This window comes from Phaeobacter sp. JH20_02, assembly GCF_048056915.1.
GTDB classification, from domain to species: Bacteria; Pseudomonadota; Alphaproteobacteria; order Rhodobacterales; family Rhodobacteraceae; genus Phaeobacter; species Phaeobacter bryozoorum.
Genome location: NZ_JAYMVP010000017.1, coordinates 222,236 through 247,964 on the forward strand (window position 1 = coordinate 222,236; position 25,729 = coordinate 247,964).

Annotated in this window: 23 protein-coding genes and 2 pseudogenes; 11 read left to right on the top strand and 14 right to left on the bottom strand. The window is 56.3% G+C overall.

Annotated features, from left to right (window positions below; translation table 11 throughout):
- The 4 genes from VWY34_RS05255 to VWY34_RS05270 form a co-directional block, all read right to left on the bottom strand.
- Positions 1-1,485 carry an aldehyde dehydrogenase gene (locus VWY34_RS05255; protein ID WP_416534259.1) on the bottom strand — a complete coding sequence of 495 codons (1,485 nt, stop codon included), beginning with the start codon at positions 1,483-1,485 and terminating at the stop codon, positions 1-3.
- A 4-nt stretch (positions 1,486-1,489) separates the two neighbouring features.
- Positions 1,490-3,007 carry a tripartite tricarboxylate transporter permease gene (locus tag VWY34_RS05260; protein WP_416545826.1) on the bottom strand — a complete coding sequence of 506 codons (1,518 nt, stop codon included), beginning with the start codon at positions 3,005-3,007 and terminating at the stop codon, positions 1,490-1,492.
- 12 nt (positions 3,008-3,019) lie between these two features.
- The gene (locus VWY34_RS05265; protein ID WP_416545824.1) at positions 3,020-3,559 is read right to left on the bottom strand and encodes a tripartite tricarboxylate transporter TctB family protein; all 540 of its coding nucleotides are present in this window, start codon (positions 3,557-3,559) and stop codon (positions 3,020-3,022) included.
- Positions 3,560-3,623: 64 nt separating this feature from the next.
- Complete coding sequence (locus VWY34_RS05270; RefSeq protein WP_416534256.1) at positions 3,624-4,568, bottom strand: tripartite tricarboxylate transporter substrate binding protein; 945 nt, start codon at positions 4,566-4,568, stop codon at positions 3,624-3,626.
- 115 nt (positions 4,569-4,683) lie between these two features.
- Between VWY34_RS05270 and VWY34_RS05275 the strand changes: the two genes are divergently transcribed.
- The 3 genes from VWY34_RS05275 (at position 4,684) to VWY34_RS05285 (ending at position 8,152) form a co-directional block, all read left to right on the top strand.
- Positions 4,684-5,505: an IclR family transcriptional regulator gene (locus VWY34_RS05275; protein ID WP_340546365.1), complete on the top strand. Its 822-nt coding sequence runs from the start codon at positions 4,684-4,686 to the stop codon at positions 5,503-5,505.
- Positions 5,502-6,848 (top strand): aminotransferase class III-fold pyridoxal phosphate-dependent enzyme, encoded by a 1,347-nt coding sequence (locus tag VWY34_RS05280; RefSeq protein ID WP_340546364.1) that lies wholly within the window; start codon positions 5,502-5,504, stop codon positions 6,846-6,848. The genes VWY34_RS05275 and VWY34_RS05280 overlap by 4 nt, the downstream gene beginning before the upstream one ends.
- 404 nt (positions 6,849-7,252) lie before the next feature.
- Positions 7,253-8,152: a hypothetical protein gene (locus VWY34_RS05285; RefSeq protein ID WP_416545821.1), complete on the top strand. Its 900-nt coding sequence runs from the start codon at positions 7,253-7,255 to the stop codon at positions 8,150-8,152.
- On the opposite strand, the gene VWY34_RS05290 is transcribed toward VWY34_RS05285, so the two are convergent.
- From VWY34_RS05290 to VWY34_RS05300, 3 genes are read right to left on the bottom strand one after another with little or no spacing between them, the layout of a single operon-like run.
- The gene (locus tag VWY34_RS05290; protein WP_416545819.1) at positions 8,136-8,945 is read right to left on the bottom strand and encodes a Gfo/Idh/MocA family protein; all 810 of its coding nucleotides are present in this window, start codon (positions 8,943-8,945) and stop codon (positions 8,136-8,138) included. The genes VWY34_RS05285 and VWY34_RS05290 overlap by 17 nt on opposite strands.
- A gap of 57 nt (positions 8,946-9,002) precedes the next feature.
- Positions 9,003-10,088: an NAD-dependent epimerase/dehydratase family protein gene (locus VWY34_RS05295; protein WP_416545817.1), complete on the bottom strand. Its 1,086-nt coding sequence runs from the start codon at positions 10,086-10,088 to the stop codon at positions 9,003-9,005.
- Positions 10,089-10,108: 20 nt separating this feature from the next.
- On the bottom strand, positions 10,109-11,299 hold the full coding sequence (locus VWY34_RS05300; RefSeq protein ID WP_416545815.1) for a class I SAM-dependent methyltransferase: 1,191 nt from the start codon (positions 11,297-11,299) through the stop codon (positions 10,109-10,111).
- 378 nt (positions 11,300-11,677) lie between these two features.
- Here VWY34_RS05300 and VWY34_RS05305 point away from each other — a divergent pair, with 378 nt between their 5' ends.
- The 6 genes and pseudogenes from VWY34_RS05305 (at position 11,678) to VWY34_RS05330 (ending at position 18,763) form a co-directional block, all read left to right on the top strand.
- Entirely contained in the window at positions 11,678-11,983 is a 306-nt protein-coding gene (locus VWY34_RS05305; RefSeq protein ID WP_416534249.1) for a hypothetical protein, read from the top strand.
- 101 nt (positions 11,984-12,084) lie between these two features.
- A pseudogene (gene tnpB, locus VWY34_RS05310) lies at positions 12,085-12,285 on the top strand (IS66 family insertion sequence element accessory protein TnpB); the annotation flags it as partial.
- Complete coding sequence (locus VWY34_RS05315; RefSeq protein WP_416558536.1) at positions 12,281-12,673, top strand: IS66 family transposase; 393 nt, start codon at positions 12,281-12,283, stop codon at positions 12,671-12,673. The pseudogene tnpB and the gene VWY34_RS05315, both read left to right, overlap by 5 nt.
- Before the next feature lie 429 nt (positions 12,674-13,102).
- Complete coding sequence (locus tag VWY34_RS05320) at positions 13,103-15,166, top strand: winged helix-turn-helix domain-containing tetratricopeptide repeat protein (protein ID WP_416545811.1); 2,064 nt, start codon at positions 13,103-13,105, stop codon at positions 15,164-15,166.
- Between the two features lie 336 nt (positions 15,167-15,502).
- On the top strand, positions 15,503-16,672 hold the full coding sequence (locus VWY34_RS05325; RefSeq protein ID WP_416558534.1) for a phosphatase PAP2 family protein: 1,170 nt from the start codon (positions 15,503-15,505) through the stop codon (positions 16,670-16,672).
- Between the two features lie 33 nt (positions 16,673-16,705).
- A complete protein-coding gene (locus VWY34_RS05330) occupies positions 16,706-18,763 on the top strand; it encodes a hypothetical protein (protein WP_416545807.1) in 2,058 nt (685 codons plus the stop codon).
- A 282-nt stretch (positions 18,764-19,045) separates the two neighbouring features.
- Here VWY34_RS05330 and VWY34_RS05335 read toward each other — a convergent pair whose 3' ends face one another.
- The 6 genes and pseudogenes from VWY34_RS05335 to VWY34_RS05360 form a co-directional block, all read right to left on the bottom strand.
- Positions 19,046-19,441, bottom strand: a complete 396-nt coding sequence (locus VWY34_RS05335) for a hypothetical protein (protein ID WP_416537606.1) — start codon at positions 19,439-19,441, stop codon at positions 19,046-19,048.
- An 89-nt stretch (positions 19,442-19,530) separates the two neighbouring features.
- Positions 19,531-20,235: a hypothetical protein gene (locus VWY34_RS05340; RefSeq protein ID WP_416545805.1), complete on the bottom strand. Its 705-nt coding sequence runs from the start codon at positions 20,233-20,235 to the stop codon at positions 19,531-19,533.
- Positions 20,236-20,304: 69 nt separating this feature from the next.
- A complete protein-coding gene (locus VWY34_RS05345) occupies positions 20,305-20,976 on the bottom strand; it encodes a hypothetical protein (RefSeq protein WP_340546352.1) in 672 nt (223 codons plus the stop codon).
- 225 nt (positions 20,977-21,201) lie between these two features.
- Positions 21,202-21,387 (bottom strand): annotated as a pseudogene (locus tag VWY34_RS05350) (integrase core domain-containing protein); the annotation flags it as partial.
- Between the two features lie 505 nt (positions 21,388-21,892).
- Positions 21,893-23,359 carry a hypothetical protein gene (locus tag VWY34_RS05355; protein ID WP_416545803.1) on the bottom strand — a complete coding sequence of 489 codons (1,467 nt, stop codon included), beginning with the start codon at positions 23,357-23,359 and terminating at the stop codon, positions 21,893-21,895.
- Positions 23,360-23,521: 162 nt separating this feature from the next.
- Positions 23,522-23,698 carry a hypothetical protein gene (locus VWY34_RS05360; RefSeq protein WP_416545801.1) on the bottom strand — a complete coding sequence of 59 codons (177 nt, stop codon included), beginning with the start codon at positions 23,696-23,698 and terminating at the stop codon, positions 23,522-23,524.
- A 243-nt stretch (positions 23,699-23,941) separates the two neighbouring features.
- On the opposite strand from VWY34_RS05360, the gene VWY34_RS05365 reads away from it, so the two are divergent.
- Together VWY34_RS05365 and VWY34_RS05370 are read left to right on the top strand one after the other, a co-directional pair.
- On the top strand, positions 23,942-24,574 hold the full coding sequence (locus VWY34_RS05365; RefSeq protein WP_416545799.1) for a tyrosine-type recombinase/integrase: 633 nt from the start codon (positions 23,942-23,944) through the stop codon (positions 24,572-24,574).
- Between the two features lie 85 nt (positions 24,575-24,659).
- A complete protein-coding gene (locus VWY34_RS05370; protein WP_416558537.1) occupies positions 24,660-24,965 on the top strand; it encodes a type II toxin-antitoxin system YoeB family toxin in 306 nt (101 codons plus the stop codon).
- Positions 24,966-25,401: 436 nt separating this feature from the next.
- On the opposite strand, the gene VWY34_RS05375 is transcribed toward VWY34_RS05370, so the two are convergent.
- On the bottom strand, positions 25,402-25,644 hold the full coding sequence (locus tag VWY34_RS05375; protein WP_340545769.1) for a hypothetical protein: 243 nt from the start codon (positions 25,642-25,644) through the stop codon (positions 25,402-25,404).
- Between the last annotated feature and the right edge of the window lie 85 nt (positions 25,645-25,729).

The following is a 25,729-nucleotide window of genomic DNA, read 5'->3' on the forward strand; positions in this document are numbered from 1 at the left end:
TCAGAGTTTGATCCATGCGGTTTTCAGGTTGATGTATTTGTCTATGGCATGAAGCGATTTGTCAGACCCGTTCCCGGACTGCCCGACCCCGCCAAGCGGGACGGTGCCATCCGCGCCGCCATAGGTGTTGACATGCATCACCCCGGTTCGGACACGCTGCACCATGCGATGGGCGCGGCTGAGCCCGGATGTCCACACCGCACCGGCGAGACCGTAGACCGTGGAATTGGCGATCCGCACGGCGTCGTCCTCGGTCTTGAAGGGGGTCACGGCAAGCACTGGGCCAAACACCTCCTGCTGTGCCAATGTCGCCGCTGGCGTGACATCAGTGACGATGGTCGGCGCCATGTAATAGCCGCCGGTTTCCGACAAAATACGCTGCCCGCCGGTGACGATCTGCCCGCCTTCCTGCTGGGCGGTGGCGACAAAGGTCAGGTTCTGCTTCAGCTGTGCTTCGGAATTGATCGCCCCGATCTGGGTCTCCAGCCGAAGCGGGTCGCCGACCTGCATCGCCTCCGCTGCCCGCACGACCTCCTGCACAAATCTGTCGTGGATCGAGGCCTCGACCAGCAGGCGAGAGCCTGCGACGCAGACCTGACCCGAGTTGCGGAAGATACCTGCGGCGGTCACCTTCGCGGCCTCTGCCAGATCCGGCGCATCGGCGAAGACGATATTGGGAGATTTGCCGCCGAGCTCCAGATAGACACGTTTCATGTTTGAACGGGCGGAATAATCCAGCAACCGACGCCCGGTCTGCCCCGATCCGGTGAACACCAGAACGTCGACGTCCATCGAAAGGCCGAGGGTTTCGCCGACCACCGCGCCTTCGCCGGTGATCACGTTCAGGACGCCGGGTGGCAGGCCCGCCTCAAGCGCCAGTTCCGCCACCCGCATCAGCGAGAGAGAGGCGGTTTCAGCGGGTTTCAGCACCACGGAATTTCCCATCGCAAGCGCCGGGCCCAGTTTCCAAGCCCCGATCATCAGCGGAAAATTCCACGGAATGATCGCGCCGACCACACCGACGGGATCCTTGTGGATCAGGCCCAGCACATCACCCGCCGTGGGCGCGATTTCGCCATAGAGCTTGTCCAGTGCCTCGGCGTAGTAGCGGATCGTGGCGGCGGCTGATCCCGGTTCGGCCTTGAGCGCCATATTGATTTCGGTGCCATTGTCGCGCACGCCCAGAACGGCGAGTTCGAGCGCGTGCGCCTCGATCAGCTCGGCCCATTTCATCAGAACCTTCTTGCGGGCGGCGGGCGGCTGCCCGGCCCAGCGGCGATCCTCGAAGGCGGCGCGGGCGGAGGCGATGGCCGCCTCCATATCCGCCGCAGTTCCCCGCGCGATCCGGGTCAGCACACACCCGTCGATCGGCGACAGCACATCCAGCGTCGCCCCATCAGAGGCCGCAACCTGCCGACCGTCAATGAGATGTGAAACCGGCTGCACCGGTTGTGACCGAAGGGCGTCGATCTTGCTTTGGTCCATGGGGCTACCTTGTTTGGCTGTCGTGCAGATCGTGGTCTTCGTCGGGCTGATGCGCCTGCCATTCACGCATCAGCGCGCGCAGGTGCAGGGCCAGAACGATCAGGATCAGAATGAAGAGGAGAAAGGAAATCGGGCGGTCGATCATATCCAGCGGCGTCTTGAGGCGCGGCAGGGCCGAACGCAGCTTCACCTCCATGATGCCGCCCAGAACCATGCCCAGGATGATCGGGACAATCGGCAGGTTCAGACGTTTCAGGATCAGGCCAAGCACCCCGAACCCTGCCGAAATCATGCAGTCCGTCAGGGAATTTCGCAGCGAATAGACGCCGACAAAGGACAGCAAAAGGATCATCACCCCCAGAAACCGGGTTGGGATGCGAATGATCCGGGTCAGCAGATTGGTGGAGACCATTAGGAAGGCGAGCACGATCACATTGAGCAGGATCAGCGCCAGATAGAGACCATAGACCAGGTCGATATTGTTCTGAAACAGCTGTGGGCCGGGGATGACGTTATGAACATAGAACACCGACAGCATCATTGCCGTCAGCGCTTCACCCGGGATGCCGAGCGCGAGAAGCGGGATCATCGCCGCAGCCGGAACCGCGTTATTGGCAGCCTCCGAGGCGATCAGACCTTCGGGGGATCCCTTGCCAAACAGCTCCGGCGTCTTGGAGGTTTTCTGGGCGTAGGTGTAGCTCATGAATTGGGCGGTGAACTCGCCGGTGCCGGGGATCATGCCCAGGATCACGCCACAGGCGGAGGCGACGGTTGCTACCCGCTTGTGCTGCATCAGCTCCCTGATGCCGGCCCCCATCCGCCCTAATACCGGCTTTGCATCCGGCTGGCTGTCGGGGGCGGTCAGCAGGAAAAACGCCTGGCTCAGCGCAAAGAGGCCGAGCACGACAACAATCAGGTTCACGCCGGAGCTGAGAAAGGTGAGGCCGAAGGTATAGCGCTGGGTGTAGGTCACCGCATCGAGGCCGACGGTCTGCAGAAAGATGCCGAACATCGCCAGAACGCCGGCGGCAAAGATCTGGCCCCGGTGGGCAAGGATGACCAGGATGATCCCCAGAAGTGCAGCAAGAAAGATCTCTCTGGAGCCGAACATCGGAGCCACGAGAGCCAGGACCGGTGACAGCAGGATCAGGCAGAGGATGCCGAATATCCCACCCCAGAACGACGCGCTATAGGCCAGCGACAGCGCCCTATGGGCCTGCCCCTGTTTCGTCATCGGATAGCCGTCATATGATGTGAGCGCATTCACCGCCGTGCCCGGCGTATTGATCAGGACCGCAGGGATGGCCCCGCCATACATCGAGGATCCGTAGATCCCCAATAGCATCGTCAATCCCACGATAGGCTCGAAGGCAAAGGTCGCCGGCAGCAAGATGGCGATCGCCACTGCGGGTCCGACGCCCGGAATGGCCCCGATGATCACGCCGCCGATTGACCCGATCAACAGCGCGACGATCACATCCCAGCGGGCCAGCATCTCGGCCCCGGCGAGGAGATTTTCCATTGGTTGCCCCGATCAGAAATAAGTCAGCATGATTTGGCGTAGCCCGTCGGGCAAGGAGTCATAGGCGAGGCCTGCGGGCAGATTCACCTTCAGCAAGGTCTTGAACAGCACCACGATCAGCAGCGCCGAAAGCGCCGCGACCGCCAGTGTTGCGGGGCGCCGGTAGCCCACCCTCAGCGCCAGAGCGACCGCGCATATCACCGTGGCCGGCAGGTAGCCCGCATAGGGAACCGCGGCTGCATAGGCGATGAACCACCCTGCATATTCCAGCGAGGCGATCCAGAGCAGGACCTCCTGCCAGCGTCCTTCGATCCGTTCGGACAGCGCCGAGCCAAGCAGGTGAAATGCGGCAAAAGCCGCCATGCCACCAAGAGACACCACCGGCCAGAACCGAGGCTGAGCAAAAAGCGCGCTGCCTTTACGCCAGACGGTCTGCTCGAAGATTTGCGACAGGAGCAGGAGAGCGCCGACCAGTACAATCCAGGCAAAGACGATATCCCCCGGTCTTCGGTAGCGTTTGAACAAGGCTTGAAGCGTTTTGACCCGCGACATTGGTCGCCCCCTTGCTAGAGCTGCGCAGGCCCGGCGATCGACGCCGCCGAGCCTGCGAGATCCGTTAGTTGCTCAACATACCGTCGATCCGGGCCATGGTCTCGATATCGGCCTTGATCTGAGTGGCCACCTCAGCGGCGGGCTGCCAATAGACCGCCGCACCGGTTTCTGCGGCCAGCGCCTGGGCGCGCTCCGACATCACCGTCTGCTCCGCGACAGCGATGATCTTATCGCGCACATCCTGTGGCGTGTCCTTGTGCACAAAGAGCCCGTTCCACAGCGAGACATTCAGGTCTGGCGCCAGCTCTGCGACGGTGGGCGCATCTGGTGTCAGCGGGATCCGCTCGGCGCCGATGGAGGCAAGCACCTTTACACTGTCTAGGCATGGCAGGATCAGCTGAAGCGTGGTGTTGATCACATCCACATCCCCGGAGGCCAGCGTGTTGCAGTCCAGGGCGTCAAAGGCAGCGTCGGAGGCGTAGGAGAACCCCATCTCCTTGGCCAGGCCCAATGTGACCTGCGTCGGCACCAGAGGAGCGCCAAAATGGCCAAGCACCACATCGTTTTCCGCCGCATGGGCCGCCAGCCCGGCCATATCATCATAGGGCGCATTCGCCCCGGCAGCGATTACGAACGGGTAGGTCAGGAAATTGCCCAGCGGTACAAATGGATCCGGGCTCAGCTCCGGGATGCCGATCTGCGGGCCGACCACGGGAATGGCGATGATGAAGGATCCGACGGTATAGCCGTCAGCAGGCGCAGTGGCGACCTCGACCGCACCGGGAAACGGGCCGCCGCCACCACCGGGTTTGTTCACAACCGCAGTGGGCACATCATAGGCGGCCGAGAAATCCTCCGCGATCATACGGGTCAGGACGTCCTCCAGGTCGCCGGGCGGCCATGGCACCACAAATTCAACGGGTTTCTCCGGGTATTCGGCATATGCCGCACCGGCAGCAGCCATCATGGCCAAGGTAAGCGCAGTGGCAGAAATCTTGAACTTTGACATGTTTCCCTCCCTGTCATCGGTTCATATATCGAACCGACGTTACGTAAAAAAGGTTGCCTTGCTAAACATCATGTGTCAAATTTTTTCTGAATTCGCTTGAAGGGTGACCGAAGGCATGTCCTCTGCAACCAAAACGCTGGCGCTCTTGTCGCACTTCTCTACCGACCGGCCTGAGATCGGCCTTTCGCAGCTGTGCCGGATCGCGGGACGGGACAAGGCGACCACCTACCGCCACCTCCAGGCCCTTGAAACCGCTGGATTTGTCGAACAGAATCCAGTGACAAAACACTATCGCCTGGGGCCTGCTATCCTGCAGCTGGCGCAGGTGCGGGAGGCCACCGTCCCCCGTGAGATGGGCGCTCAGCTGGCGCTGTCGCAGCTGGCCGAGGTCACCGGCGAGACCGCGCATGTGTCAGTGCTCTCGGGAACGACGCTCTACGCGCTGGCGTCCTGCGAATCCCCCCGGCACGGCACGCGGGCGATTATCGACATCACGACCTTCCCGCTTCATGCGACGGCGTCGGGGCTATGCGCGCTGGCCTTTGGCCCGGAGGCCCTGATGACCTCTGCCCTCGCCCGGCTGGATCGGTTCACACCCCATACCGCAACAACAGCTGAGGCGCTGCACGAATTGGTCGCGGCGGCACGCACCAGCGGATTTGCCTGCTCAGACCGGAGTTTCGAAGCGGAGATCCATAGCCTGTCGGCGCCCCTCTACGATCAGACCGGGCTGTTTGTCGGAGCGGTATCGGTGGCCAGCGTGGCCGCACGGGTCACACCGCAACAGCAGCGGCTGATCAAGACAGAACTCACATCCGCCAGCCGCGAGATCACCCGCAATTGGGGCGGCGCGGTTCCCGCAGCGGTGCAGGCTGCCTGGGCAACCGCGCTAGAACCGTCCCCGTCACACATACATGTATCGGATATCGCATCATGAAAGATTCTAACTTTCTCAAGGAACAGAACGGTCGGCTGATGTGGCATCCGATGACCTCGCCGCAGGACAGCATCAACCAGCCCCCGAAGATCATCACCGAGGCCGAAGGCGTGTCGATCACGGATATCGACGGTCATCGGGTCATTGATGGGGTGGGCGGTCTGTGGAATGTGAACCTGGGCTATTCCTGCCAGCCGGTAAAGGACGCCATGGCCGCGCAACTGGATAAGCTGCCCTATTATTCGACCTTTCGCGGCACCTCCAACGATGCGGCGATCGAGCTGTCCTATGAGCTGAGCCGGTTCTTTGCCCCTGACGGGCTGAGCCGGGCCTTTTTCACCTCCGGCGGTTCCGATTCCGTCGAGACTGCGCTGCGGCTGGCACGGCAATATCACAAACTGCGCGGCGATGCGGGCCGCACCAAGTTCCTCAGCCTCAAGAAAGGCTATCACGGCACCCATATCGGCGGGGCCTCGGTCAACGGAAACGCCAATTTCCGTACGGCCTATGAACCATTGCTGCCGGGCTGTTTTCATATCCCCGCGCCCTATACATATCGCAACCCATTCAATGAGAGCGACCCCGAGCGTCTTGCCCAGCTCTGCGTCGCGGCTTTGGAAGATGAAATCGCGTTTCAGGGGGCCAATACGATCGCTGCGATGATCATGGAGCCCATTCTGGGCGCCGGAGGCGTCATCCCGCCCCATAAGTCATTTGCCCCGATGGTTCAGGAGATCTGCAATCGCCATGGTATCCTGCTGATCACCGATGAGGTGATCACCGCCTATGGCCGCACCGGCGCCTGGTCCGGCGCCCGGCTCTGGGGCATTCAGCCCGACATGATGTGCACCGCGAAGGCCATCACCAACGGGTTCTTCCCCTTTGGCGCGGTTATGCTGGGGGATCGGATGATCGAGGTGTTCGAGGATAACCCGGACGCCAAGATCGGCCACGGCTACACCTATTCCGGCCATCCGGTCGGCGCCGCCGCAGCGCTGGCCTGCCTGGCGGAAATGCAGCGGCTGAAGGTGACGGAGACCGCCGCTGCCCGCGGCACCCAGCTCTACGAGGGCTGTCTGGCGCTGAAGGAGCGTTACGAGATTGTCGGGGATGTGCGTGGCGGGCATGGGTTGATGACGGCCATTGAACTGGTGAGTGATCGCCAGACACGAGCGCCACTTGACGGGCGCAGGGCCTTGGCCGTCCAGGAGGCCTGCTATGAGGCCGGTGCCCTGGTTCGGGTTTCGGGCGCAAATGTCATTCTTTCGCCGCCGCTGATCCTGAGTGAGGGAGAGGCCAGCAGCCTGCTTGAGGCTTTGCGCATTGGCCTGGAGGCCGCTTGACCGGGTGACGCTGTCGCCCGTGAATGCCCCCGGGCTGCTCCCAGCGGTATTGCCGATCTTTATCTGCGGTTGATTGCAGATATCCTGCGGGTGAGGAGCGCCGAACCTGTTCCGGCAAACTGCTGCATTCTGCCTGCGGAGTGCCCGATTAGAGAAATTTTCAGTATTATTGGCTTATTTTGGTCTTGGTCCCCTTACCGACGCGCCTGCGGATGCTGCCATGCAAAAGTACAACCAGAGGCGGCAAGTCAGCGCGTAGAGATAATTATTTGAGAGATTGAACAGTGGCACATACTTATCAAGAGACCCAGGATCCTTCGTCGCAGCATATATCGCCCCAAAACAAACAGATCGCACAATGGAACCAGCAAAAGGAAGCACGCCGCAGCGCTTTCTCTCAAGGAATGAAGCTACGCCCTCAGACCAATGTTCTTCTCAGCGCCGGTATTTTCGGCAAGGCGGAGAAAACGGATCAGATTGGGCTGGTCGACCTGAAATCCATTACCCACTTCGACGCTGGCACAATCTATATTCTGAACAGTAATGACATTATTCAGGCCGGTATGAATAAATATGCGGCCATGTTTGCCAATCAGCCGCGTGCACATGTGTGTATCTGGGATTTCGACAACCATCATCAGATTACCGAATCCGTGAACTTTGCGCTTCTGTCGGACTTTTACGTCCCATGCCATCCGCATAACAATGAGACCTATGCCCAGATGACGGCGGCGATGAGCGCACCGATCAGTGCTGCGGTCATCCAATGGACCCGGTCCTTTTTGACAGAGCACCGTGGTCGCCTTCTGGCCTCTGTTCGGGATCCGGAACCTCTCGGGCGTCATATCGTCTATCCCCAATTCCCTGAACGCAACGCGATGCTGGAAGGGTTGAACACGCATTTCAAACATGTCGGGCCCGCAACACGGCTGTATCATAATCGAACCGAGCTGGACCGACTGGATGAATGGGCAGCCCATATGAGCCATTGGATCATTCCAACGCGCGACGATCTGCCGATCCGGGTATTTGATGCGCTGATCACCGGCGGTGTTCCAATCCTGCCAGCCAGCCTCAGGGAACTACCTGCGCTGGCGCCGCTGCAGGAGCATCTGTTCTATTTTGAGCCGAGTGATCTGGAGAACCCTAGAGCCATAGCAGAGGCGGCCAACGATCATTTCCGGACACAGGGCGAGGCGGGTTTGATCGCCCGTCATGAGCTGGCCATGGAAACCAGCCATGTGGACAGGCGCGTTCAGGAGATCCTGACGCAGATCTATCACCACCTTAGCCGGGCCAATTGATCGCCACCCGGGCGCCCCTTTCGCTGACGGAACGGGCAACCGCGTCCAGGCTGCGCATGACATCTTCTGCCGCGCTGAGTGATGAGGCATTCTCGCGCCACCCGCCGATCATATCGACAAAGGCACGCAGCTCGCGGGTGAGCGGTGGCTCCTGCCCATAGGCGAGCGGTGTACTGGTGCCGTCTCGCGTTAGTACAACCTTCTCCTCAGCCTTGTCATCGAAGATCAGCGTCGCGTCGCGGCCCCTGGCGATGATGCGAAAGGCTGGCGTCGATGCTCGCCAGCTGGCCTCCAGAGTGAACTTTCTTCCCTGATAGGAGAGCTCGGCCCTGACATGCTGCGGACGATTGCCACCGTGCAAACTATTCGCCCTGGCATGGTCTGCCGGGCTTGTGAAAATCTGCCGGGCCAAAGAGAGAGGATGCGGTAACCAGTCCCAGATCACTGATGTGTCGTCGCGTGGTTTGTTGTTGGCGCAGTAGGCTGAAGCCGATTGGACCGGTCCAATCTGCGACAGGGTTGCACAAAAGACTTCGGCGGCTGGATTGAACCGATGCAGGTGCCCGGCAAAGACCGGGCAGTTCGCTGCATCAGCGGCGGCCTTCAGCTCAACAAAGTCCGCAAGGCAGGTGGCCAGAGGTTTTTCGACGAAACACGGCACGCCGGCTGCCACAAAAGGCAGCGCCGACATGACGTGATCCCTGCTTCTGTTGGCGATGACAACGCCATCTACAGGTTGGCCGGGATCGGTAATTGGCAGCCAGTTCACGTCGGGCAGACTATCCAGTGTCATGCCAATCGTGCGGGCCCAGGCGCCTCGCCCGATCAAACCCAAGGTTGTCATGAGGCCTTAACCGGCCAGTTTCACTGCGGTCTCAGGTTCATAGTCGATGTAGCTGTGCTCATGCCGCGCCCAGTCGATGAATCTGCTCAGACCATCCTCTACATCAACTTCGGACTTATACCCAAAGGCCTCGTAGGCCTTGGTGATATCCGGGCAACGCCGGTTGGGTTCACCCGCCGGATATGTGTCCGGATAATCGATCGTGGTGAAGGTCGCGCCCGGTACCAGCCTTGGATACATTGCCGCAAGCTGGTTCATAGAGATTTCATTGTCGGGGTTGCCGATATTGTAGGCCTCTCCCCGTTTGCCCTCAAGAAGCGTCATCAGGAAACCGTAGATCGCATCAGTGATGTAGCAGAACGTACGTGTTTGCAGCCCCGTGCCATGCACTGGAATCGTGCGGCCGTTCAGCGCCTGATAGGTGAACATCGGGATCACGCGGCGATCATTGTGGCCCATGCCCGGGCCAAAGACGTTGAACGGGCGAACGATCTTTGTCGGAACGCCATGATGCTCATTGTAGATGGTACAGAGTGTTTCACCGAGGCGTTTGGATTCATCGTAGCAGGCACGCGGACCAACGGTCGAGACGTTGCCGTGGTAGTCTTCCTTGATCGGTACCGCTCGGGGATCAGGATCACCGTAGATTTCCGAGGAACTGAAGAACAAGAAACCTTCGAGGTTCTTGTTGCGAGACGCGAGATCCAGCAGGTTACGGGTGCCATGAACCGCGCTTTCGATCGTCTCCAGTGGATAGCGCATGTAGTAGACTGGCGACGCGATGCCCGCGCCATGAATGATAAAGTCGATGTCTTCGCGCACCGGCAGCGGATGGGTCACATCGGCCCAGACCTGCGTGATGCTGGGGTCGCGTTCAATGCTCTCATCCAGGTTCTTGGTCCCGGTGATATAGTTGTCCACCGAAATGACCTGGCAGGGCTGGCTCAGAACATCGCAGTTCAGCTTCTGAAACACCTTTAGAAAATGTTTCCCCAAGAAGCCGGCACCGCCTGCAAGCAGGACGGTCTTTCCTGAGAACCGATGGGCATGAGCACCAAGGCGTTCGACAATTCTTTGAATTTCTTCAGACATTTTGGTCCCCATTCTAATAATCAGGAGGCTGTGAGTTCAACAAGCGGAATAGGCATGTAGTAATCGTAGGCGTTACCCGTCTTTCTCCGAATGTCGTCGATATATTCATAGGCAAAGACCACCAGCACCTGGGGCTGGTAGCTCTCAAGTTCCGACGCAGCCACAACCGGAATATGCGCTCCGGGCGAAGTGCGCCCCTGCTTCAGCGGGCTGTCATCGATGGTGAAGGGCAGCAATTCGCTATCGATGCCGCCAAAATTGGTAATGGTCGATAGCCGTGCGGGAGCGCCATAGCCGGCCACCTTTATCCCCTCTTGCTGCCAACGTCTGAGCCCCGATACCAGCTTGTCGGTCAAGGCCCGGCAGCGTTGACCGAAATCGGTCAAGGCATCGGAATTCAGGACCTCGAGCTCGGTCGCGATCAGGTCCTCAAGGTCTGGCGCTTCGATGCCCACGGTGTCACGCATCAGGGTAAAGCGCAGCGAACCGCCATGCTGCTCAACCGGCTCGACGCCGGCAATCACCATGCCATGTTTGCCAAACAGCGCCTTCATCGAAGAGATCGAGTAGTAGAAAATCCGGTCGAGATAGAACCGCTCGAACTGCACCTGAGTGACCATGTTGAGGATATACTCCACCTCGATCACCAGCTTCCCGGTCTCGGCAAGTAGGATGTCTGCTGCCCTGATGAACTGATCCGGCGCATCAAGATGAGTAAACACACTGCTGGCGACGATCACATCGGCGGGTCCGTGGCGATCCAGGATCTGTTTCGCCGAGGTTTCCTCGAAAAAGGCACAGAGCGTCTCCAGCCCCTCGTCATTTGCGATCTTGGACACGTTCACCGAAGGTTCGACGCCTAGCGCGCGAACGCCAAGCCTCTTCAACGGCCGCAACAAAACACCATCGTTTGATCCGACATCAACAACGAAATCGGCATCCTTCAGGGTGGCCGCAAGGTCTTCGAAATGGCGAACCAGCCCGCCATTGACCGAACTCAGATAGTAATAATCCTCGAACATGATGGTACGTGGGACCATCTCGCCAAGCTGAACATTCTTGCAGGTCTCGCAAAAGAAGACCTCCAGCGGGAAATATTTCTCGCTATCGAACTCATCCGGTTTTGGGTATTTGTTGGCCAGCGGCTGGCGCCCCAGATCCAGGAATTTGTTGAGACGCGCACCTTGGCACAGAGAACAACACATAGACATTGGCAATCCTTGACCACTTGCTTCGTAAGCCTCCTTGGCCCTGCATTTCGCAGGCCGCGGCGGCAGCGCAACTTGGTAGAATGTCTAACGATTCAATTATAATAAAAGGTAAAAGATCCAGTCAGAGCACTGACTGCTCTGGATATCTCTGCCGAAAACAGCCGACCCAGGCGACCTGAAACGCCGTCGTTTTTTTAGGGCCGCTTTGCTTTTCGGTCTTGTTTTTGCGTTTTCGTGAAGCTTTTACGGCTGATGATCCCAACGCGACTCTGCCTGCATTTGGCGGGGTTCTGTGCGCTGTCTGTGTTTGGATTTTGGTAAGCGTCCGGCCTCGCTGCTCTGACGGTTCATAGCATGTGTTGATAGTGTCCACCAACGATGGTGGACGTCTTGAGTGCAGATACGGCGGGTAAGAACGGTCGGAAGAAGCGTTTCTGGTCGGATGAGGAGGAGGTGTCGATCTGCACGCCGGGGGGATCGGTAGCGCAGGTCGTGCGGCTTTACGCGATGAACACCAATCTGATCCACAAGTGGTTGCGTGAGGCTAAATTTGCGCCGGATCTGCAGGGCGTCGAAGATCAGGCCGCCCCATCACCTTGCTTTCTTCCAGTTGAGATCGTCGACAGGCCTGTTGCCGAAGAACCCCCGACGCCTACGGCTAATGGCCCCCCGGCGACAGCATGATTGAGATCGACATCGCGGGTGGTCATCAATTGAGGATTGATCCCAAAGCCTTGGCGCGTCTCATTCGAGGCGTTTGTGCATGATCCCTGTCCCGGCAAACACTAAAGCGGGACCCGTTTGCAGGGCATCTGTTTGTCTTTCGTGGGCCGCGCGGTGATCTGATCAAGATCATCTGGTGGGATGGCCAGGGCGCATGCCTGTTCAGCAAGCGGCTTGAGAAGGGGCGGTTCGTCTCGCCATCGGCGAAAGAGGGCAAAATCACCGTGATCGAGAAGCTGCGGCATCAGTTGGCGGGCCATTGAGCGCGGACATCCCGGTTCGGGCCTACTAGCGCATGTGTTGGTCAATAAATACGTGGGTCACCTGCCGCTGTACCGCCTGAGCGGCATCTTCGAGCCCGACGGGATCGACATTGATCGCTCGACGCTGGCGGATTGGATCGGCAAGTCCACGGCTCTTTTAGAACCACTGGCGGATGCTATTGGGCGGCATGTGTCGGCCGGTCAGGCCATCTTCGCTGATGATACGCCAGTTAAGATGCTGGCACCTGGCACGAGCGAAACAACGACAGCACGCATTTGGGCCTATGGTCGGGATGAGCGGCCTTGTGGTAGTCGCGTTCCACCTGTCAGTCGGTATCAGTTCTCGCCAGACCGCAAAGGGCAACATCTCAAGGATCATCTGGCATAGTATTAAGGCTGGATGCATGCTGATAGATACGCCGGTTTCCAAGACCATTGCCGATCCGGCATGACCTGACCCACGAGGGTCACTCATTCACAACGAGAGTCTGCGGGTTCGATTGTGGTAGTCGTCGGCCTCGGGCTTGGCAAGCGCGGAGCCCTCAAATTGCTCAAGCGGCTGCCGCGCGTGCCTTGGTGTTATGTTCCCAACTGGAGAGTGCGGCTGAGACAAGCGCCCGGGTCGCCATCGAAACGTGACGGGTACATTCTGGGTTGCTCTTATGATTGTAACTTTTGCATGTTGAAGGGTGAGGCGTGAGGCTTTCTGGTCGCTTTTAGAATTTCGCTGGATTTTCCATCAGAACCGACGGCTGACGAGTGGAAAAATCGGGGATCGTGGGCGTAAAATATCAAATATATAGGTAGCTTAGGCTTCATGACCGATACCATAAAGCATCCCGATGCCCGAAACCAACTTCAGATTGGAGACCATTTCTATGATCCCGTCTCCAATGAACTCTTAGACCCGTCTGGAAACACGGTACCGTTGCGGCCTCAGTCTGGCCAGGTCTTATCAGTATTGGCCAAACAATCGGGTACAGTGATTACGAAATCTGAACTGTTTGCTGCCGTCTGGCCGAATACGAGTGTGACGGATGACAGCCTTACACAATGCATCTCGGAAATTCGCAAATCGCTGGGGGATAGTGATCGCAAGTTGCTTCGCACCATTCCAAAACAAGGATACCTGCTGGATAGTCGATCCGTTGTTGCCGCCAGCACTGCACAGAAAACTCTGCCTCACCATATCAGCGCTGACCTGATAGAATGGGAGGCGACACGCCAGCGTACTGTGGTGATCATATGTCGACCTGCGGGAGGGCCTGACGAAACCCCGCTGCATGAAGCGGTACAATCGGTGGTACGGCTGCACCGGCCCACCGGGGCAAAAGCAATTGATGGAAACAGTGCAACTCTGACCTTTGCAACCCCAATCGAAGCAGTTCGATGCAGCAGGGCCTTGATCAGGAGTGCACGTGCGTTGGGAATTGGCGTTCTTCGCACCGCCCTCGATACTCTTGAAAGAAGCCGGATAGCAGCCTTGTCAAAATTGCTGCTAGAAACGAGCGATGAGTGGGAATACGCCACCGTCGAGGTGAGGGATCAGCTACACTTCAGTCTAGAATGCGAATTCGAGGATCTGGGAGATCAGCATCAGCTGGCTGAGGTCAATGGTATTCGCTTGTATCGTGTGCACCGATACGGATCGACATACTATCCTGCTGCGCGCACCAATCTGGACGATGTATTGCCAACGGTGGCTGTCCTACCGTTTACAACACGCGATCGCAGCGCTCATGATCCTGTTCTGGCCAATGTGCTGGTTGACGACATCATATCGGCATTATCCCAATCAACCGACCTCAACGTAATTTCACGCCTTTCAACTTTCGGAATCCGAACCGAAAACATGACGTTGGAGCTTTGTAAAAAGACGTTCAACGCAGAATTTTTAGTGTCCGGCGTCTGCGACGACGATGGCTCACGGGTGATCGTAACTCTTGAATTGATCGATGTTTCATCCGGCAAGATTTTGTGGTCAGAGCGGATCTTGAAGCCGTTAGAAAGTTGGATCAACAATCTCGGTGTTATCGACGAGATTGTGATGAGCATACGCAAAGCGATCAGTCTCAATGAAGTACGAAAATCACGATTGCAGCCGATCACATCGTTGAAGAATTCGACGCTTCTGCTGGGTGCGGTGGCTCTCATGCATCGGTTATCCAAGTCCGATTTCCAAGCGGCGCGAGTGATGCTGGATGAGTTGATGGACCGAACTCCGGATCACCCATTGGTTTTGTCTTGGGTGGCCCGCTGGTATGTTCTTCAGGTGCAGCAAGGATGGACAGAAACTCCCGAAAACGATGGTCAGAGTGCGCTACAGTATACGTCGCGTGCGCTCGAAATTGATCCGGAATGCGCATTGGGGCTGATTAGTGAAGGTGCTGTTTTGGTCAACCTCTTTAGAGATTTGGAGCTTGCACAAGATCGATACGATACAGCGCTGGAAGTGAACCCGAACGATGCAAACGGACGCCTGCTGCGGGGTACACTCTATGCGTTTCAAGGACAGGGAGATCTGGCGGTCAGCGACACCGAACTGGCCATGCATCTTGCCCCACTCGACCCGCACCGCTTTATGTTCCTGGCGCTTTCTGCCGGGGCGAGCCTCGCCGCTGATAATTTGCCCCGTACCATTGAACTGGCGGACGCTTCGCTTCGACTGAACCGGTCACATGCCTCTACCTTGCGGATTAAAGCTGTAGCACAATTGCGCATGGGACGTGAGAGCGACGCACGTAAAACTACCAGGGAACTGCTGAGAGTGCAGCCTAATCTGACTGTCGACGGGTGGCTCAGGCGGTCTCCCAGTTCCTCTTATCAAGTCGGTCTACGTTTTGCGGAAACACTGAAGGACCTCGGGATTCCCGAAAGCTAGGCACAATCTCCAGCAGATCTGCCGTTCTGACGGCACCTTGGCGCGATGACAAGGCGTACAACTTTATTTTGTTTCATTTTTGCAGGAACACCCTAAGGTGGTGACCACTGCGCCTTGGCGCACAGGGGTCGCATCGGTCGCCAGTGTTGGTTTCCGGTAATTTTTGACGCAGCAGGGGGTGTGAACGTCGGTCAGTGTGAGAACGGCAGGGTACGCGCAGCCAATAGAGTGGCGTCATTTAAGCATACTTCTTCATACGAGCCTTGCCCCAATCAATTTAAGGCCGTGACATATCATCTGATCTCTTCCTGATCGGGTATTTATCACTAGCACCCTATGATTTATCAAAGGAAAGTTGAATTGCCCTTCAATGCCAAAGGTTCGCCCGAGAATAGTTTTAACAGCTTCAATAGTTTTAATAGCTTCAACAGCTTTAATAGCTTTGAAACCTCTGGGAGCACGGTCGCAGCTGAGGCTTTGTTGACGACGCGCGATGGTATTGTCGGTGCGCCCTTAGATATGAATCCCCACATTACTCCGGGTAGTCCCCATGATCCGCGCAATCTGGCGCGGTTGTCGGCAGATGTCCGGGCCAGCCTATACTTGTCCGAACTAGGATCGCGGGTTGCATTTTCGGATGCCATGGATGAGACGGCTATCGCCAACCTTTGGCGGCGGGATACTCGGCCAGCGGGTCGTTCGCCTCAAGCAGATAGCCTCCTGGTCCAAATCACAGCCCCGACGATTGATCAGTTCAAGGAACAGATGGCCTATCTCACAGCCTATGCTGACCTGCGCGGCGATCGGGCGGCGGAGATCCTTTCGCAGACCAGCGCAATTACGCCTTTTTTGGCGTCGATTTCCTTTATGGATCCCGCAAGAACCCCATTTACGGTGGAATTGATGTCTGCAGCACTAGGGTTCACCAACTATTGTGGCATGCGTTTGAAATACAGTATTTCCGCCAAACGCCCGATAGAGTTTTCGCCACAGGTTCAACCAATAATCCCAACGCCAACTCACGGCTCTTTGCCGAGTGGCCATGCCACGGAATCCTTCGTGACTGCGCGCCTTCTATGGAAACTGCTGCGGGCCTCCAACTCGGAGCAATATCACGAAGACGGCGTCTGGGGCGAAATGTTCATGCGTTTGGCATCCCGGATTGCCACGAACCGAACTGTCGCAGGCGTTCACTTTCCAGTTGATAGTGCCGCCGGGGCAATGCTGGGGCTCACGTTAGCGGACTATCTGCACGCGGTATGTGACCCAGAGGCAAATGAGCTGACAAGTGCCTGTTTCAATGGCCCCGCGTTCAATGCTGCGGAGGACTTTGATTGGCACGCGCTGTATCTGGCACGCGAAGATCGCCAAACGAAAAAGGCGGGCAAAAAACGCAACCCTTGGGCCACCAGCGAGCGTCACCCGACGACACCGGACATGGCTTCTCCGGTTCTGACATGGCTGTGGAAGAAGGCGCAGGCCGAGTGGCAGGATTTTACCTTATAACTCCAATGCCTTGCCGAAAAAGGAGCAATAATCATGCCATTGCATTGGGAAACATTTCATTCGCAGGATCTGCTGTCTGACGTTGCTGACTATCGATTGTCACGTCCACTTATTCACGTTACATCAGCGGCATCTCAACCTTGGTGGTCCGCCCTTGTTGAGTTGCAAGATATTAGTATCCGCGAGTTTGAAGAGCGTGCGCAAAGCCGGTTCCCGGACGACCTGGTCATCCCAGCTGATTATGATGCAGATGATCGTGATACGGTCGAAGAAACGCAATTCGTTTCAATTTTTGCCCGCAAACCGCTGTTAGATGCGTTCAACCGTCACGCCGCCGATTATTCAGTGATAGGTTTGACGTTGGGAACAACTGTTACGGACTCTGATCTGTCTGACGTTGATACAAATGATGACGACAGCAATCGTCGTAAGATCATTGAGGTGCCCGAAGGAACGGTCATCACAGCCGTCATCGACGATGCGATTGCCTTCGCCCATAACCTGTTTCGAGATGGCCTGGTGTCGTCGCGGGTGGAGTTTGCAACAATCCTGTCAGCGTCTCCTGAACAGCTCTCTCGGGTGGGGGCGTCGGGACGCAGCTATAGTAAAGCCCAAATCGACGCCCTCTTGCAGGAATTTACGACCAACGGCTTGTTGGATGAGCCTGCATTTTATGCAGCGGTAGGTTTGATAAATGCGCGTAGCAAAGCACTCTCCGCCGTCGCCTTGCGTCGTTCGCATGGCACGCATGTGATGGCGCTGGCCGCTGGATATTCGATGAGCAATGCCCCGAGTAACCGGCCAATTATCTGCGCGTTGTTGCCCTCCCGGGTTACTGAGGATTCTACCGGACAGAATACGCTGCCCAGCTTTAAACTAGCGCTCAAGCGCCTGTGCAATCAGGCGGCGCGGTTCCGGCTGCCTGACAAAAGTAAACCTCCTGTCATATTCAATTTCAGCTATGGGAATTTCGCGGGGCCTCACGATGGAACCAGCGGTATTGACCGTGTGATTGACCGGTATTTCGGGCCACAAGCAAAGAAGCCCGATGCAAATCAAACACGCCAGATTGTGCTACCAGCGGGTAATGGTAACCTTAGTCGTATTCATGCAGACCTGAATCTTCAGAATGCGAAAAGCAAATCCAAGGACCCATCGTGGAAACTGGATTTTGTTGCTCAGCCGGATGACCGAACGTCAAGCCATCTCCAGATGTGGATGCCATACCACGCAACCAATCCGCCGCCCCGGCTTGTGGGGGTCCGTGTCACGGTTCCATCTGGCCCTGCGAGCAAGACAGTTTATGTATCCGGCAATACCGGGCAGCGACTGGTTGACGAGCAGGGCCAGGAGGTCGCACGCCTGACGTATCGGTTCGACGGGGGGCATACACGTCGCGGGGTGATAACCTTCAGTATCAATCCTACTGCGCATCAATCTGCTATCGACTTAGCCCGAGCTGGCCGTTGGCGGGTCGATATTATGTCCTGCGATATGAACAGCAGTGACGACGTTCAAATCTGGATAGAGCGTGACGAAACCTTGCCCGGTTTTCTGCCCGGTGGTCGGCAAGGGTATTTTAACAACGCTGACTATGTCTATTATAATGCACTCGGCGCACCCCTTCCGGTGGATCCGGCGGGAACAACCAGCCCAATCCGGCGCGCCGGCACGTTGAACGGTTATGCCTGCGGGAAAACACCGATGGTGGTTGCCGGCTTCACCCAGAGTAATCGCTTGCTGTCAGACTATTCCGCTGCAGGGCCGATTACCCCTTCTCGGGGGAAGAAAAAGGTAAACCGACTGGGACCGGATGCGGCGGCACTTGCGGATGACAGTCCGGTCTTGACCGGCGTATTGAGCGCGGGATCCAACAGCGGCAGCTTGACCCGCATGGGCGGCACCAGTGTCGCCGCACCCAGGGTTGCGCGCCTCGCGGTTCAAATGACCTCCGAAGGGGTTGAGACTGACCGCAAATGGCTGCGCTCCTTGGCGGAGGCCGAAAATCCCAACAATAAGGCTGCCATAACCCGAACAGGTGGCGGCCAAGTTGATATTTCAGTGGATTTTGGTTGGCCTGAAAGAGGTTGAGCAACATTGCCCTGGTAGGGGCAATGTTCACGAGCTTCTGGTCAGTTTGCGATCATAGTTTTTAGCTTGATCATCAGGGACTTCGCGCTTTCCTTATCAATACCTACAAGGGTAGAAAATTCGTCCGTTTCTGTCTGTGAAATCATATGATTCAGACAGTTAGCCAAAGCCATGCACTCTGTTGCCGTCAACGTGTTTGGAGATTTGTCAGGCATTGCGCTTTCCTCATTAAATCTGCCGCCCTCCTCAAATCGGAGAGGCGGCATGGATTTAGGACTGAACTCAACTTAGGTTGTCGTAGTAAGTCTTGCCGGTCAATGGACGAAACGCGGTGCCGCAGTCGTTGGCATTATCATTTGTGATGATGACCGTGCCGGTGGGCGTATGCCAGTATGCATAGCGACTGTTGGCCAAGGGCTTGGACTCCGTCGGAGCGTTCATAATCCCCAGAAGGAATGTCGCGAATTCATCCGCATTGGCAATCGTCGGATCGGGGAATGCCAAGCCATCGATTACCTTTCCATGTACGAATTCGGCTGAGTGCTTCGTGTATGCGTGGCCATGGGCAATGGCGGCAGAATATTCGGTATTATTGGTTGCTGTGCATGCAGCATGCGCAAAGGCAGGCAAGGCAACCAACAGCACGAGGGTGGCAGCAAGTCGTTTAAGAAGTGTCATATCTAAATTCCTTATTCGCCATAGATTTGAGGGAGATCGCCATGCGGCGAAGTGTTTCCCGGGGCCCAACAAGGCCCCGCAACAAGTCGTTATTGGCGGTGGACTGTGAATGTGCCGTCTGACTGATAGTCCACGTTGCAGGTGGAATAGCCCTGAGTGAAATCGCACAGAACAGCCCCTGCGACCGAAAACGAAATGGGTGATCCGACGGGGTGATTGCCTGTCTTTACGTAGAATTTCGGTTTTGGCGCGCAGAATATGTGACTGACTGGTGCGGGGGTGACGTAGCTGGACAAGACGACCTGCGTGTTTCTCACCTTGATCCCATTGCCGCAGTGGAGCTTCAAACCACCAGTGGGAGTGTAGCTTGGTATCTGGATACCAAAGTTCCCTTCAGGGATGCCTGACGCGTAGGTCGGCATGGATAAACCGAGCGACCCGACCGTCAACTGAGTATTATTGGGCACCTGCTGGGTCTGGTCTTTTGGCGTCAGAGCAATTGGCCATTTGGCAACAACGGACGTTTGAGAAGCGTTTTCATAAGGTTGCGGCTTCACAAGCATGGCGAGTTTAGCTTGATTGCTAAATGCGGCCACATAAGGTTGTCGTTCAAATTGAAACTGAAGCGTGGACCCAGATGATTTGTAGGGGAGGACTGCACCCGTAGCCAAGCTGGCCGATGACGACTGAAGTACACTTCCTGAACTCTGGTAATTTGCAGGGTGCTGAAACGCATAGAACTGCATTTTAGATTGAGACAGGTTCCTGATTACTATGGTCAGCGTGTACGGCATGAGTGCAGTCCATTCTACGGCCCAGCCTAAACTGCTCCGAAGTTCCACCAGGGACAAAGAAAGATCAGCCTAGGTCCGGCTGGTGATGTTCCAATCCCCATTAGCTGCCAGCTCCACGTCAATCACAGTGTAGCCCCCAGTGAAATCACACAGTGCCGAGGTTTTTGACGCAGCGGTGAAATCCATCACCGTGCCAGGCGTGTAGGTCCCTGTCGCAACGTAGTATTTCAGGATCGGCTCGCAATCGACGTGCGACTGTGGATTTGCCTGAACGAAGTTCGACAAGACGATCCCCCCGTTTACAGATACCGCGGAGCCGACGTTGTAGAAGGGCGGTGAAGAGAAGCTCGGTGTGTTGATCCGGAATGCGCCAGGCTGTACGCCGGCCTCGTTCGTCGGTGTCGATAGGCCAAGTGCGGGGCTTACGCTGGCGGTCGTGGAGTCATTGGCAGCGCCGCCACCAGCAGGCGCAAGATCGATCGCACGGCTCGCAGACGAATAGCCTGAGGACTGGCCAACGGCCGGCGCAGAATGGGCCTCCTGAATGCCCGCATAATACTGCAGATCAACCTGAAAGGTCAGGATTGAGCCAGACGAACCATAGTTGGCAAGGTTCTCTGCAAAGAGACTGTTCGAATACACCGTTGCACCGCCAGTATAGTTTGCCGGCTCTTGGAAAAAGAAGAAGCCCTGTGTTGCCGGCTCAAGATTTTTTACGTTAATTGTCAAAAGGGTAGACATAGTGAGTTCCTCGCTTTGATGATTGGCAGCAGGCCCTGTCTTTATGAACCTTGCACAATCATCATCAGGTCGCTGAGGTCAGATGTCCTGAAACTGGTGCTGAAATTTTCTGAAATTTTCTGAAGGTCATCTCTCAGTATTGAATGTGAGCTACTCCCCAATCTTTGAACAGGATCTGACGTAATTTAAGCTAATCGTTGCGACCTGCCCCCACTTGTCCCTCGTTCATAGCGAGAGTCTTCGGGCTTGGTTTTGATAGTTGTCGGTTTCGGGCTGGGCAAGCGCGCCGGGCGCGGAGCCCTCAAGTTACTCAAGCGTCCGGCGCGCTTCGGACGGTGCTTTGTCCCCGAGCGATGAGTGCGGCCTGACCGTGTTGTAATCGTAACGCCAGAGCGCCAGCTTCAGCCGGGAATGTCTGGCTGCCATCGTTGACACATCCATTGGCGGTGCGCGAGTCGCCCGAGACTTGAATCGGATCGCCGAGTGGCGCGGGTACGGACCACAAAATCACACGTCTGAATGAACTTATGCCCCATGGCGCTACGCCGCTGACGCAGCGTAGCAGGCAGCATCGGAACCACACCAGAGCGCGTTCGCCGGACGGTCACCTTCCATAGTGTTTCCACACATCCAGTGCTACGAACGCCAGAAGCGCCCCTTGGGGCGCTATGTTGTTTGATTTATTTTTTTGTTTTGGTTGCGGGAGCGGGCTTTGCAAAGTCGGCCGTTTGAGGCAACCAGCTGAGATTTTATGCTGCTGCGCGACCCGCCGTTCCAGCCGTTCTCTGCGGCTACGAGGTGTTGGACCTGGTGAATTCACACACAGCGGGACAAAGTGATCTTTCGCTGCATTTGTGCCAATTACTGCTTTTAAGTTTGCCACATAGCTCTGGATGTAATCTCGTGAGAGAGCCCACTAGGGGGCACAGCCTTGCTTAACCGCGTACAGTTGATCCTCTCCTATGACCAAGACCGAAGTCGGTTCAGGTAACAACCCAACAACACCGGTGACCCGTTGCTCGGATTCGAGCTTTGTGAAGCGTTCCATATCCTTTGAAACGTAGATCTCACCTGATCGTTTGTCGGTGACAAGATAGGTTTGCCAAGCTTCGACATAGTCAATTCTGACTTCATGTCGCCACGGAGCTTCCACTGGGAAGTTCGCAACCCTATGGAGCGAAAGGTTGTCATTCAGGACAAATACTCCACGCTCAGACTGGATGAAGGTCACCCCCCCCAACGATTTAACGTCAGGGTGTTCACCAATCTTCTCATACGGCCACATCTGAATTTGAGACAACGAGGCGCCATCGAGAACCATGATGCCCTCACCTGCATTCACGAACACTCGAGTTTCTTCAGGAATGGATATCGGGCTAGGGTGATAAAAGATTCTTTTTCCAACCACGTCACTTTGTGAAGTGAGGCCTGGAATGAGGTGCGCCTCCGTTTCATCTGGGCCTAGCATGAGGAAGTGTGGCGGCAGCGTTTCAGGTGTTTTCTGCCACAAGCCAAAGCTCGTCTTTCTCGAGTGAGACCATGGTCCAACCCTACCGATCCAATTTCCACTTGCCGCATGGTATTCCCAAGTTCCTGCGGGAAGGCTTGCAACAAGCTTTAGGTCGTCTCCGAAGACGCGAAAGATTAGGGGCTCAAAGGCGTTGTTGGAAGGAAAAATTCGAATAATTCCGTTGCCCACCTCAACTTTGGCATCCTGAAAGGTAGGAAGCAGACGTTGTCCTTCAGGTAGGTCTACCGAGGTTCTGGTCCACTCCCCGGAAAGCGGTCGGAACCACAGCGAACTGCTTTCTCGCGGCGTTGAACTGAGTGGCCCCGTCAAAGCCAAAGCACCATTGATCTCACCAATAGTCCGGATGGAGACTGTTTGGTCGCCGTTGAACACCGGCAGATCAACTTCCTCACTGGCACCGCTGGCTTTGATCCACTTCAGTGGGTCTGACGAAGTTGCCTGCCAGTAAACGTCACCGACACTTTGGTCAAAAAACGCGCGCTCATAGCCTTGAGTGGTTTCTATAGGTTCCCAACTCGATTCATTAGAACCAAGTCGAAAAATCACTCGCGGACGAGAGCCAAACCCGAAAGCCTCTCCATCCGGCCCGACGTGGATACCGTGCTCGAACGCGAATCCCCAGACATGCGGAAAATCTTCCTCCACTAGGGACAGGCTTAAGCCATTGAACTCATAAAGCTCATGGCGATTCAATGCCTTCACGATCATCCCATCAAAACCAGGAACGGTACGTGGAGACGTTGCAATCCGGTATGGCTGTTCAAATTCCACTGGTAGCTTGGGCTCGCTTCCCGCTACGGGTACAACACAGAACTCCTCTGCATTGGCCAAAGTCGCCCCCAGAGAAATCATCAGTATGGAAAGCTGTTTATGCACCTGTTCTCACCGCTGAATATCCGGCCAATCAAGATTTGCAAACCAATTACGACACCCATTCAAAATGGTTGGCTCGATCGCTTGCATTTCTGATAGCAGACATTTGCAAGATGTGCAGCATCGGTCAATCTGGGCTCACTACCGACTTGCGGCGATGCGGCGATAGGGTTGCAGCGAAACTTCACCAAGACGCTTCTCCCAGACAACGCCAGGCAGCCCGGAGCGGTCATTGGCGGGGGCGTCATGTAAAAGATGCTGCAGCTGCAAAATATCCTGAAAAGCGGCCGTTGAACCGCCTTGGCGCGCTGCCTTCATTGCTGCAGTCAGCACCAGGGGTAGAGGTGCGCAGAAGCGCCATTTGCAAAGTCAGAGCTTCTTTCTTGCCCGGTCGCCACTTTGCTGCATTGCAGCGAAGCAAAGCAGACCTTTCCGCACTATTACCCTCTAACGCAGAATACTTCGAAGTCTTTCGACCCACGGATGGACTTCAAATGCTATCCATAGACCGTTGGCGAAATGCCAAGGATGTGGAGGGTTGCGGTGGTCGGAGGACCAACTATGTCAATTCCTAACCTTCCCGCAATTCGCATGCGTCACGCTCCCTGGAACAAAGGGCGTATCATAGGCCAAAAACGTCCTTTGCTTCCCAAGCATGTCTGGGCAATTCGCGTTCGCCTTGAACTCTCCGATAGGGTGCGTGATCTGGCACTCTTCAACTTGGCAATAGACAGCAAACTCAGAGGATGTGATCTCGTCCGTTTGCGTGTTGTTGACGTTTACGCAGCAGGCCACGTGAAAGAGCGCGCGTCCATAACCCAAAGCAAAACCAGTCAACCGGTTCGGTTCGAAATTACCGAAGGAACGCGATCTTCGCTTCAGGCCTGGCTGGATATGCCAATAATGAAGAGCTCTGAATTTCTTTGGCCTGGAAGGCTCCACAACCGGCCGCACATAGGTACACGCCAATACGCGCGACTGGTTCGGGATTGGGTGAAATCCATTGGCTTGGAGCCAAGCGCCTATGGAACCCATTCGATGCGGCGTACCAAGGTTGCCCAGATTTATCGCAAAACCGGGAACCTTCGAGCGGTTCAGCTCCTTCTCGGGCATACCAAGATGGATAGCACAGTCCGCTACTTAGGGGTTGACCTGGAAGATGCCTTGTCAATTTCCGAGAGCGTCGAGATCTAGGAAGCCAAGACGTTAAAAAACATACCCAAAGCCTTGCCTCTGACTTGTCGAGCCTTAGGCAAGGCTCCAGCAGGAGGAAAGGATACTGGCTCTCAAAGGCGATTTAAGCGGCTGGTGGTCCCGCCGGATCACTGCTGAACACAGGTTTGTATATCGCGCCAGCGGCAAAGGTAATGGACAGAGCCTGGAGATCGCCCGGCTGCGTCATAACTACTGTTCGATCAGGCTCTTCGCGACAATGCTCGCAATCAAGAAAGTATATGCTCCAAGGCTTTTGCCGCAGCTATTTGTCTGGCTTCAGCCGAGGGTCTGTGGAAACTCGCCTGGTTTCTCGACGATGAGGATGTTTCAGTCGATTTTGGGGAGGCAGCCGGATCCAGGAACACTTTAGCGTCTTATACGCCGGAGAGGGCTGAATCCGCGCTTGTGTGGCGTTTTCTGCGGTGCAGCTTGAGTTGAGCACCGCCCATCAGGCCGGAATGGCAGTCAGAAGCCCGCGTACCCCGATCGGGGCTATCATTCGCTTGATCTTATCGGCGAGGACATGGAAGGCCATCTTGGTACGGACGTTCTTGGGCGTTCGCATACGGAAGTGGGTCGCCTCATCTCCACTCAATGGTGGTTACGATGAGCCGGAAACCCGCTGTTATCAAATCGCGCTACACTGTCCCATTGGCGCTGACGTCAGACAATGTCAGATTGGACGTTACCGTCTTTGCGGCCCGTGCCACCCGGCATGTCCTACTGACCTGGCTGTCGGCCCCGTGCATTGTACGAGTTGGACGAAAGCGGCATAGGCGAAGTCTATCACGCTGCGATTGAGTATATCATCCCGGCGGCCTCCGAACGGAATTACCGCCAGCAATGATCCGGTTGATGAGACCCGCTACGGCTCGATGCGCCTCTATCTCGCCATCAGTAACAGCTGCGTTTTCATGCGTCTTTGCAGCGTCCCGCAGGATACCCACGATCTCGCGCTCGGGCAGGAGCTTGTGATCGTTCATCGCCAGCAGCAGTGCTTCGCAGATCGAGAGGGCAGCCATTCCCGAGAAGTCTTTCTCGCTGAGCATTTTATTGTATCCTTCCGGTGACGGTAAAACATCGCGCAGCAGACTGGCCTCGCTTGTCCCAACCATCTTCGCAGAAAAATGGTAT